Genomic DNA, 10,709 nt, shown 5'->3' on the forward strand with positions numbered 1-10,709 from the left:
ACAATACAAATCACACCACCTTAAATGAAATCGCAAAAAAGTGTCGAATTATGATTGAAAAATACGTCAATAAACAACCAACGCTAGCGCCACAGAGCTGGGTTCATCAAAGCGCCGTCGTCATCGGTGACGTCACCTTGGGCGAGTCAGTTTCTGTCTGGCCCAACGCTGTTATTCGCGGCGATGTGAATGCAATCACCATTGGCAAACACTCCAATGTGCAAGACGGTGCTGTCATTCATGCCACGCACGTCAGTGACTTTAACTCCGAGGGCTACCCAACTCGCGTTGGCGATGCGGTGACCATTGGCCATAATGCGATTTTGCATGGCTGCACGATTGGCAATCACGTCCTTATCGGTATGGGCGCGACCATATTGGACGGCAGCGTTATTCCTGATCAAGTTATCATCGGCGCCATGGCACTGGTGCCGATGCACAAAACCCTAGAAAGCGGTTACCTTTATCTCGGCTCACCCGCCAAAGCCGTTAGAAAATTGACTGAAAAAGAAAAAACCTTTCTCCGCTACTCGGCAAAACACTACATTAAGCTAAAAAATAATTATCAGTAACGTATCTGCAGTACGTCCACCACGCACCCTCAATGACTCAGTAGCAGAGCAAGGGCACATATGCCTTTTGGGTATACTTTATGGCGTTTTGCTTTTGCAATGCCAGCGCGTTGCTTTATACTAAAACTAACGTGGGCTATCAAACACACAGAATACGATGACAATCAAACAACTGCGCTATATTGTCGCAGTCACTGAAAACCAATTCAACATCTCTTATACCGCTGAGAAACTCTTTACTTCTCAGCCCGGTATTAGCAAACAAATCAAGCTGTTTGAAGAGAGCTTAGGGTGTAAAATATTCACCCGAAATGGTAAAGCCTTAGTCGGTCTAACGCCACTAGGCAATGATATTGTTGAACAAGCAAGAATCATCCTAGCCGAAATCGACAACCTCGTTGTCATCACAAAAGCCAACCACAGCGAAAAAAACACCACGCTCACCATCGCCACCACGCAAACCCAATCGGGTTATGTCCTGCCAGGGGTGCTCAAGCAATTTCATCAGCAATACCCCAACATCAAGTTAATTATCGAAAATGGCACAATGGACCAGTTAATTGAGATCGCCAAGCACCGTCGTGCTGATTGTATTATCCTATCAGGAACCAACGATACCTTAAAGCGAGAATGGCTGCCCAACATGTTGGTCATTCCTTGTTTTCAGTGGAGCTTTAGCGCAATTTGCCCGCCAAACCACCCGCTCGCCAAAATGACCACGCCTACCATTGACTATATTGCCGCCAATCCTATCATCACCTATGTGGCGTCGGCTTTACGCACGAGTACGCTAGATACCTTCCCTAACATTATCGCCACATCAAACGACCCACAAGTCATCAAGCAATACGTCAGAAATGGCATGGGTGTCGGTATTATTGCCAGCATGGCTTACGACAAACGTATCGACAGTGAGTTAGTTGAAATTCCATTGCAAGGCATCTTGCCCAAATGCACGACGATGATTGCCGTTGAACGCGCCAATATACTTCGACCGCATGTACACCGATTTATTAAGCTATTTGCACCGCACATCACCAGCGAAGACTTCGAAAGCGCCAATCACCAACAAGACATTGATCCAGTCGAGTCCCCCTTACCCGATCAAAGTAGTCATTGGTTTATTTGACACATCAACTACTCGCGTCACTTGTGGCACACTGGCGTTAAATTTGGCGTTACTAATTCGCACCAAACCACGCGTTAAATGACGCCTCAAACTAGGCTTCAACGAGGCTTACCCCCTGTGACTTAGCCGCGCACTCCACTGGAGTGCTTCATCAAGTGTACCGCAACGATAAACATCACAACCGACAAGACCAAAAGCACCCCAATCGTTGTATAAAATGAAACGTCCGAAAAGCCCAGCATCGCATAGCGAAAGCCATTAATCACATACAGCAACGGGTTAAACTTGGCGACGGTTTGCCATGACTCGCTTAGCATAGACACCGAATAAAAAATACCACCCAAGTAAGTCAGCGGCCCCAATACAAACGTTGGAATAATCGACACATCATCAAACGATTTCGCATAAAGTCCATTCAGAAACCCAGCAAATGAAAATACAATCGCCGTCAATACCGCCACCAAAATCGTCAGCACCCCATGTACCACCGAGATATGCGTAAAGAACAACGCAACGACTGCGACAATCAACCCCACAACCAAACCACGCAACACACCGCCTGTCACATAACCGAGCACAATCAGGCTGTCAGGCATAGGTGAGACCAATTGTTCCTCAATATTATTGTGAAACTTTGTGCCAAAAAATGACGACGACACATTGGCATACGCATTCATAATGACCGCCATCATGATTAACCCAGGCGCAATGTACTCAATATAACTCACGCCATCCACTTGCCCAACGCGATCACCAATCAATTTTCCAAAAATCAAAAAATAAAGACTGGTCGTAATCACCGGTGGAATCAACGTCTGCCCCCAAATTCGAATAAATCGTCGAATTTCTCGGCGTGTCAAGGTCGCATAGGCAACCCAGTTGGTTTGCATTCGACGTTTATTCATGGCTTGCCTCCGCCAACTAAGCGCAAAAACAACTCCTCTAAACGGTTTGTTTTATTACGCATATTCTTAACATTGATATTTGCGTGGTGCAGTTGGCTAAATAAATCGGTAAGCCCTTGTTGCCGCGTCAGCTCGACTTCCAGTGTCGTTTCATCGCGCACCAGATAACGATAATTAGCAAGCTCAAGCGTTGTTGGCAATGGGTTTTCCACCGTTAGCACTACACTTTCACTGTCCAACTGGCTAAGTAAAGACTTCATATTCGTTTGTGTAATAACTTGACCCGCATCAATAATCGCGACGTTTTTACACAGCTGCTCGGCTTCTTCTAAATAATGCGTGGTTAGAATAATCGTCACTCCTTTTTTTTCATTAATTTCGCTAATAAAATCCCACATAGCGCGGCGAATTTTCAAGTCAACACCCGCGGTTGGTTCGTCCAAAATCAGCAGCTTGGGCTCATGCACCATTGCTCGTGCAATCATTAATCGTCGTTTCATGCCGCCTGACAACTGTTTCGCAGGACTGTGACGCCTGTCCCATAAACTCAAGCGATTGAGGTAATATTCAATTTTATCGCGGGCTTGGCGTCTCGTTAAACCATAAAACCCTGCTTGATTATAGAGAATGTCTTCGACTTTCTCAAAAATATTAAAATTAAACTCCTGTGGTACGACACCAATACACTGCTGCGCATCGGGCAGCGCTGTATCAATATCATGCCCAAAAACGCTGACTTGCCCTGCTGTTTTATTAATCAGTGAGGTAATAATGCCAATCGTGGTTGATTTGCCCGCGCCATTTGGCCCCAACAAAGCAAAAAAATCGCCCTGCTCAACGCGCAAATCAATACCTTTTAACGCCACAAAGCCATTGGCATAGGTTTTGTGTAGCCCCTTAACGTGTAACGCGTCTGTCATATATCACTCGATGTTTGATAACCTTGAAATAAATTAACGTTTAAGTCAACTGCTCGTCAGCACCATTCATTAACGCCATCACCGCCGCCTCAATGCGATCCAACCCCGCCTGCAATGTCGCGCGGTCAGTCGCCAGGTTAAGGCGAATAAACGATGGCACACCAAACGCCTCACCATTAGAGACCGCCACTTTATAATGCAGCAGATAATGATAAGCATCCTTGATAGGCTGCGATGCCAATAACGCATTTAACTTACTCGCATCTACCCACGCCAAATACGTCGCCTCTAGCGCATTCATCGACAGTAACGGCATGGCATTAATGCGTGCATAACAATAGTGTGCATTCTCACGCAAATGTGTCAGCTGTGCTTGATGCCAGTCGTCACCATATTCGTAGGCGGCTTCGGTCGCGATTAACCCCAAAATATTCACCCCACCAACCAGACCCTTGACTTGGGATACAAACGCCGTGCGAATATCAGGGTTTTCGATAATTGCAAACGCACAATTTAGCCCTGCAATGTTAAAGGTTTTACTCGCCGCCATCAACGTAATTGTGCGCTGTGAAACCGCAGGCGATAAACTCGCAATCGGGCGATAAACTGCCTCAGTATCCAGCACAAAATCGGCATGAATGTCGTCCGAGCAAATCAACAAGTCATTCGCCTCGGCAATCGCCGCAAAATTCGCCAATTCATCGGCATGATAGACCGTGCCGACAGGATTGTGTGGGTTGCAAATCATCAGCATGCGCGTTTGTGCAGTGAGCGTTGCTTTGAGTGCCTCAAAATCAGGGGTATAGCGCCATTTTTGGTTTTTCGTCTGTTGATTTAACATCGGATAAAACTGCATCCCTTGGCCAAGTAGCGGTGCGCCATTAATCAAATGCGGGTAAACGGGTTTGGCGGTAATCGCTTGGCTGCCTGGCTCACCCATAATCGCGCGCGCAATATTAAGCCCGCCAACCACCCCTGGGATAAAGCAAATCCACTCAGGCTTAATCTGCCAGTGGTATTTCTGGGCTGCACGCTCGACAATTAATTTTTTTAATTTTTCGGACGTTTTGCCATAGCCTAGCACTGGATGCTGTAACCGCTGTTGCAAGGCTGCCGTAATTTCAGGCGCCACAGCATAGTCACTATCGGCAACCCACATCGGTATGGTGTCGCTAGGGTACTGATTCCATTTTTCGCTTTCACTCGCCTGACGTGCGTTTGGTAATGCGGTAAAATCATAGGGTAATGCGTTCATTATTATTCCTCTGGCTATGCTTCAATCTATTACTTTGAGCGGCTTCGAGCGACTTTCAGCGCTTTGCATGCGTGGCGCGCTGGCTTTATATTTACCAACAAGGATAAACCCAGCACTGCCAATTGGCAATAGAAAACTCGGCCATTTTAAAATCACTGCCTGCGGCGGCGTTACGCTTTGTAAAGTGGCGCATTGTCGGCGCATCGTCAGCGCATTGTCACGTCAGCTCAGAAGCGCCGGCACGTTTTGCAACGGTTTTTGCTTGCGTTTTATGGTGTTGATTGCTTGGCCATTGCCGCTGAAAAATATCGCCACAAGATCAAGCCAATCATCATAGGGATAAAAAACTCTGTCGTCTCTTCTGTCAACTCAATCAACTGCGCGGTTTGCTGCGAGACGATGACGCCGATATCTGCTAAATTTCTAGTGAGCCCATCCAATATCTTGCTAAAGACCAACAGCCCAACAACAAATAACCCGCCCAATGCCATAAATTCACCTTGTTTAACGGCTGAGTAAAACGTACTCATATGATGTTTGATGATAGCAACCAAACAAAAAATCAACAACCCAATCACCAATAAACCAATCAACTTCTCAAGCATAGGCACGCTAGCATTGACATACAACTTACTCGACAAGATACCTGCGCTGGTAAATTGTTTATCAAAATCCAATTCTCGCAAAGCAAAAAAAACCATCAACAATAACCAATAATGATAGCGCTTGATATACGCCCATCGTCCTTTGACGAACATCAGCAAGACACACACAAAATAACCACTGGCTGACAGTGTTTCGATGATACCATTTTCACCAATCCAACCCGCCTCCTGGTGCAGCCCTAGCACCATTGAAATGACGATCAGCAACACCAACAATAATGTCACAACGCCTATCACAGACCCGATACTCGGATTACCTACCACCTGTCTTAAGTCACTCGTATTTACTGTCATTTAGTCTCTCAATAGCTTCATGTTCATATTCATATTCATATCCATCTTCACATCTATTTATATTTATATCATTAAAAACGATTTAACGCCGTGTCGAATCTGTCCTTCACTACCGTTATTTCGAAATAACCAGCCGAAATAGAAAAGAAAAAACACCCTAATCATAAACTAGATTTAATGCGAAACCGTATTGATTTTACCTAGTATAGCACCCATAATATAGCCCATCCTACTTTATCAATCAATCCAATGAAAGCTCGCTGGCAATATTTGCAATCTCGATTAGCCCATATCAAGGAAAAGAAACTATTTGAGCTATTTGTTGCTGTCGTCATTATCGCATCCGCCTTACTCATCGGTGCCAAGACTTACGATGGCATTGACCGATTCTCACCCGTATTATATTGGCTGGATATTAGCATCACGGCATTTTTTTTATTAGAAATTAGCATTAGGCTTGCGGCTGAAAAACGCCTACTCGATTTTTTCAAAAGCGGATGGAATTTATTTGACTTTGTCATTGTGACTGCCAGCTTAATCCCGATTGACGAATCAGAACTCGTTTTAGTCGCACGGTTGCTCAGAATTTTACGGGTGTTACGTCTTATTTCTCTCATTCCAGAGCTGCGTATTCTATTAAGCGCACTTATCAAGTCAATACCACGCATGGGATATGTCGCATTAGTGATGTTTATCATATTTTATATTTACGGCGCTATTGGGAGTTTTTTATTCGCTGATGTTGATGAAAAGCTGTGGGGAAATATTGCCATCGCTATGCTCACTTTGTTTCAAGTTGCCACCTTTGAAAGTTGGGCAACGGCTGTGCTCTACCCGACGATGGAACACCACCCCTACAGTTGGGTGTATTTTTTGAGCTTTATTTTTTTCAATGCGTTTATTTTTCTTAATATGATGATTGGCATTGTACTCGATGTCATGCAAAAAGAAAGCCAAGCCATCCAATTAGAGACAGGCACAGGAGAAGCAGCCGAAATTCACCATACTTATGAACAAATCGTCGCATTAAGCGACCAAATAAACCGTATTGAAGCCAAACTAGACAGATTCAACCGCTAACGAGTCACATTATACACCCTGCGTCAAAAGCTAAGAAAACAGCGGAATTATTGCCAAAAATTGATTTGATTATCCTCAACAAGCAACGCATCTGCCTGTGAAACATCCGTTTTGAACATCAGTACTTCGCTGAGATTTCCTTGGTAACGCTGGCTATTTCCTGGCCAATTCCAGCCTAGCCAAAACGCACCGCCCGTTTTTGCGGTCGATGCGGCAGCAGCATTATTTAACGCTGTCGGCGCACTACTGACCCTTGCCGTTTTATAGCCAGTGCCTCGAATAAAGGTATAGCTGTTATATTGATTAAGGTTGGTACTATTTAAAAACGAGCGATTCACTGCACAACACGATTCTGCTGAATCAAAATAGACGCGCCCATCATTCCAATTAATATGAAATGTCCAACGCCAATCATCAGGAAACCGTGCGCCAAAGCTAAACTGCGGTGCATTGCTTGTTGGCCTTGTCCACAAAATAAAGCTACCACGAATACCGCCGCCCAATATATTTTGCACACCTTGATTAATCTCCAACCAGCTATTTCCATTGAATAAAATAGAGGGTTTGTCGTTACCAGTACCTGCACTATTAAACACCAGCCGCGGCTGACGGTTATTGACGGCTTGAACCGCATTGAATCCAGTGTTGCCATTTTGATCATACCACGTTCTCACAAACAGATTACTCGCGCCAGCAAAGCCAGATAACGTTGTGGTCGAGCCATCACTAACCAACGTGACTTCGCTGTTTGCTGTCACCAGTCCTTGCTCATCATCAAACGCCACATCAGCTAAGGCATTATCACTGCTGCGGCGAAGGCGCAGTGCAAACCCAGTGTAATCCGCACCAATTCGACGCAAACTAAGCCCAAAAGAAGGCTCAATATGACTAATTTCATCCAAAGGACCTTTTTGCACATGATAGCGATGCACGGGCAATACACCTTGCGAACCCGCAAAAAACGGGAACAGAACCAGCAAAAAAATCAGTTGACGTATCATTCGTTCAAAACACTTAGTTATTTTGCCACATCGCCAGAAATAATGGCTTCGCCTGTGCTGGCAATCTCAACGCCAGCCTTTGAGTAACGCCGCGCTGTTCTAAACGCATTATACGCATTGCGAACGGTTGCACCACCGACAAATTCAACGCGACCAGTACCCAACTGGGTAATACTCACCTGAAAACCTGGCGGTAAACCCGCTGGTATGGTGCAGGTCACATTTGCCGCAGTATTAAATTCGATAATTTTATTATTATCCGCCAAGGTTAGTGTATAGCTGGCAGTTTTGGTTTCAACGCTAGTCAATCCAGACTCACTCAATGCAATCCAATTCACACCATCAAAAATATACAGTGTTGCGTCAGTAGTATTAAACGCCAAACTTCCAGCAAAGGGAGTCGCTATACTATTCATTTGCGGATTTGAAACATTGTGCACCTGCACTAATTCTTCTGCCACAGGGGCTTGTGCATGGACTGCAGCAGGAAAAAGCAGTAAAACTAGTATTAATCGTAATTTCATATTGTTTTTATTTAAGTCGAATAATCTTTAATCGATGCTGACCTGCACCTGTTCGCGGGCTGATATTGTCTTGATTGGTATTTGCACGATGCTCAACCCTTACCGTTTGACCTGCGTTTAATTGCACAATAGTATTCCCCGTATTGGTGGCATAGGCTCTATTTCCATTGCCATTTCCGTTGGTCCAGCTGCCATTTGCACTCTCCATTTCTACAGCACTATTAATCATAATGCGATTAAATACCGTATGGTTCCGATAGTTCGTATAGCCATACTGATTATTATACATAATTTGATACATCCCACTATCTGGCGTCGTAAACACCCCATTCCCTATATTATAAGACGTCCCTGAATTAATTGCGACACTATTGTATATTACTGTTTGATAATTTTGATTCATATTGTAGTCACTCGTTCTGCTTGCATCGACGAGTATCTGTGGGAATACTGCTGCACCGCCAATTAGCGCTGTCGGCTCCCATTGCGAGTTAGCCCCATTGTATACCAGCGCTTGCCCATCACTCGGCGCAGTCGCCGAAACATCGACATTTTGTATTTTCGCAACGCCTGTATTTGCCAACGTCCCCGTCACATCCCCCGTTATGTTTAAGGCGGATAAGTCGACTTTTTTTGTTGCTTGACCATCGTTTTCCAGTGATAAATCGAGATTTTTTCCATCGCCATTCAATGAATAAACGTCAATAATTTGGTTATCGCTAATGGTAAACGTCGTCTGCGCGCCATCTTCGGCGGTATAAGTATACGATCCGTTATTATTATCAACCAACGACGTAATAATATCATTGTTCGAAGCATTCCAATTCGCCCCATCAAATACATAAAGCGTATCATTGTCGCTATTATAAACCAACGCACCTTTGACGGGTGAGAACGCGTTGATTTGCGTTGTTGTTGCATGATGAATCATAACCAATTCATCTGCATCAAAAGTCTGCGCCCCTACATTCAGCGGCAAATACAGCGGCAAAAGAAGCAGCAGACAGGTGAGGTTATTCTTCATTTTAGAAGTCCAGTACCATGAACATGAATTCAAAATCCCTATCGATTCGATTTCCCGCGCCGTTGTCATCATCTCCTATATTAACTCTGAATCCGCCAGGCAATTGATTGTAATAAGAAATACCATAAGCATCATTACCAATCCCAGCAGAATCCCTTAAAGTAAGCTGAATCACGTAGTTCGCGTCGGGTCTGACATTGGTAAAGGTAACCTGATAATCCCCTGGATTAACTCTGGTAACGGTAGCACCTTTAATTTTTAACGCAGTGCCGTTTGCAGCCACCTTACCCATGGCTTTCACTGGATTTTCAAAAGCTTCAATCGCTTGCTGCACTGTCGTCTCGTTCGTCCCATCGCCATCCACATCTAACGCAGGTGCTAAATTCACTTGCGTCGCATCTTGATTATCCGTATTAGTGAGGTATGGACTTAAATCAATCGCAGTCGCCGCGCCGTTGTTAGTAATCGTCAACGTATTACCCGTTAAACTTAAATCTTGGATTTCATTTGTGGGGTCTGCATCCGCGTCATTCACGTTTAGCGTCAGTGTATTGCCATCTTCAATCGACAAGTTACCCGCGCTGCCATCGCTGCTTAAGTTTTGATCATCTGTGGATGATAAACTCGCCAAACTAACCGTTTGCGTACCACCATCCTCTAGCGCTATGCTCAAATCATTTCCTGATAAGCTAAAGTCGGTAATCTGTTGATCGTCCGTATTGTCCAAATAAGCCGATAAGTCCACCGTGGTCGATGCACCATCCTCTATGCTAAGCGTCAACACGTTGCTCGCATCAATCGTTGCACCCGTTAAATCCTGATCATCACTGCCTATCGCCGACAACGGTACCGCCAACGTGCCACCCGCATCCGTTAGCTCTAAGTCCGTGCCGTTAATCGCAAACCCCGTGTTTAACTCGTTCGTCGCATCCGCGTCCGCGTCATTCACGTTTAGCGTCAGCGTATTGCCGTCTTCAATGCTGATATTACCCGCCGTACCATCGCTGCTCAATGCCTGATCATCGCTAGAGACAAAACCACTCAAGTCCACCGTCTGGCTACCACCGTCTTCTAAAGTCAACGTCAACACATTCGTCGCTGCGTCTAAACTAAAATCCGTAATCTGCTGGTCATCCGTGTTGTCTAAATAACCACTTAAATCAATCGTCGTTGCCGACCCATTGTTGGTGATGGTTAAGTTGTTACCCGTTAAACTTAAATCTTGGATTTCATTTGTGGGGTCTGCATCCGCGTCATTGACGTTTAGCGTCAGTGTATTGCCGTCTTCAATCGACAAGTTACCCGCGCTGCCATCGCTGCTCAATGTCTGGTCGTCCGTA

At 45.0% G+C, this 10,709-nt stretch carries 11 protein-coding genes; 3 read left to right on the top strand and 8 right to left on the bottom strand.

All coding sequences use genetic code 11. From position 1 onward, the window contains the following. Positions 1–50: 50 nt before the first annotated feature. Entirely contained in the window at positions 51–572 is a 522-nt protein-coding gene (locus tag GCU85_RS09600) for a gamma carbonic anhydrase family protein (RefSeq protein WP_152810968.1), read from the top strand. A gap of 157 nt (positions 573–729) precedes the next feature. Beyond that, the gene (locus GCU85_RS09605; protein WP_152810969.1) at positions 730–1,701 is read left to right on the top strand and encodes a LysR substrate-binding domain-containing protein; all 972 of its coding nucleotides are present in this window, start codon (positions 730–732) and stop codon (positions 1,699–1,701) included. Positions 1,702–1,823: 122 nt separating this feature from the next. Here GCU85_RS09605 and GCU85_RS09610 read toward each other — a convergent pair whose 3' ends face one another. The 4 genes from GCU85_RS09610 to GCU85_RS09625 form a co-directional block, all read right to left on the bottom strand. Then, entirely contained in the window at positions 1,824–2,606 is a 783-nt protein-coding gene (locus GCU85_RS09610; protein WP_152810970.1) for an ABC transporter permease, read from the bottom strand. Continuing rightward, positions 2,603–3,526, bottom strand: a complete 924-nt coding sequence (locus GCU85_RS09615; protein ID WP_152810971.1) for an ABC transporter ATP-binding protein — start codon at positions 3,524–3,526, stop codon at positions 2,603–2,605. The genes GCU85_RS09610 and GCU85_RS09615 overlap by 4 nt, the downstream gene beginning before the upstream one ends. Positions 3,527–3,566: 40 nt before the next feature. Beyond that, positions 3,567–4,781: a MalY/PatB family protein gene (locus GCU85_RS09620; RefSeq protein ID WP_152810972.1), complete on the bottom strand. Its 1,215-nt coding sequence runs from the start codon at positions 4,779–4,781 to the stop codon at positions 3,567–3,569. A gap of 269 nt (positions 4,782–5,050) precedes the next feature. Next, a complete protein-coding gene (locus tag GCU85_RS09625; RefSeq protein WP_152810973.1) occupies positions 5,051–5,740 on the bottom strand; it encodes a hypothetical protein in 690 nt (229 codons plus the stop codon). A 249-nt stretch (positions 5,741–5,989) separates the two neighbouring features. Between GCU85_RS09625 and GCU85_RS09630 the strand changes: the two genes are divergently transcribed. After that, on the top strand, positions 5,990–6,820 hold the full coding sequence (locus tag GCU85_RS09630) for an ion transporter (protein ID WP_152810974.1): 831 nt from the start codon (positions 5,990–5,992) through the stop codon (positions 6,818–6,820). Positions 6,821–6,867: 47 nt separating this feature from the next. Here the strand turns inward: GCU85_RS09630 and GCU85_RS09635 are convergent, their stop codons facing one another. From GCU85_RS09635 to GCU85_RS10085, 4 genes are all read right to left on the bottom strand, one after another. After that, positions 6,868–7,821, bottom strand: a complete 954-nt coding sequence (locus GCU85_RS09635; protein ID WP_152810975.1) for a hypothetical protein — start codon at positions 7,819–7,821, stop codon at positions 6,868–6,870. Between the two features lie 17 nt (positions 7,822–7,838). Beyond that, entirely contained in the window at positions 7,839–8,345 is a 507-nt protein-coding gene (locus GCU85_RS09640; protein WP_152810976.1) for a hypothetical protein, read from the bottom strand. Positions 8,346–8,352: 7 nt separating this feature from the next. Then, positions 8,353–9,369 carry a complement C1q domain-containing protein gene (locus GCU85_RS09645; RefSeq protein WP_218110664.1) on the bottom strand — a complete coding sequence of 339 codons (1,017 nt, stop codon included), beginning with the start codon at positions 9,367–9,369 and terminating at the stop codon, positions 8,353–8,355. A 1-nt stretch (position 9,370) separates the two neighbouring features. Continuing rightward, on the bottom strand, positions 9,371–10,709 hold a 1,339-nt coding region (locus GCU85_RS10085; RefSeq protein ID WP_218110665.1), incomplete at its 5' end, for a hypothetical protein.

Origin of the sequence: Ostreibacterium oceani (assembly GCF_009362845.1) — a bacterium.
Classification (GTDB): domain Bacteria; phylum Pseudomonadota; class Gammaproteobacteria; order Cardiobacteriales; family Ostreibacteriaceae; genus Ostreibacterium; species Ostreibacterium oceani.